The following is a 727-nucleotide window of genomic DNA, read 5'->3' on the forward strand; positions in this document are numbered from 1 at the left end:
TTACAACCTACATAATAAGTAGTCGTTGCCGTAATGCTTGGTGCGTAACTTGTGCCTGTTGTCAATACACTTGTCGATGTCTGACTTGCATACCATTGTACTGTTTGCCCTGATGAACATACTGCACTTAAGTTTACTACACCGCTACCACATACTGCGCCATTCGTAACATTACTTGAGCTTGGTGCTGGTAGGTTTGGATTTACTGTACCTACTACACTTTGACGGGTTCCTGATGTTGTTTCACAAGTTGTTGTGTTGTCTTTACAGCCTACATAATAAGTTGTCGTTGCTGTCAAACTTGGACTGTAGCTTGTACCTGTTGTCAACACACTTGTTGAACTCTGACTTGCATACCATTGTACTGTCTGACCTGTTGAACATGTTGCTGTCAAAGTCACTACACCAGCTTCACATCTTGAGGCGCCTACTACATTACTTGAACTTGGTGCACTTGGAATTGGGTTAACTGTTCCTATTACGCCTTGACGTGTTCCTGTTGCTGTTTCGCAATTCGTTGTGTTATCTCTACATGCTACATAGTAGGTTGTCGTTGCCGTGATACTTGGTGCATAACTTGTGCCTGTCGTCAATACACTTGTTGATGTTTGACTTGCATACCATTGTACTGTTTGACCTGATGAACATACTGCACTTAAGTTTACTACACCGCTTCCACATACTGCGCCATTCGTTACATTTCCTGAACTTGGGGCACTTGGGATTG

The 727-nt window shown here is 42.9% G+C and carries 1 protein-coding gene; it reads right to left on the reverse strand.

The features are described from left to right. The coding region (locus GVN22_RS27525; protein ID WP_370520497.1) for a hypothetical protein at positions 1-727 on the reverse strand (727 nt) is incomplete at both ends.

The sequence above is a fragment of the Cellulophaga sp. BC115SP genome (genome assembly GCF_009905545.1).
GTDB lineage: Bacteria > Bacteroidota > Bacteroidia > Cytophagales > Spirosomataceae > Flectobacillus > Flectobacillus rivi.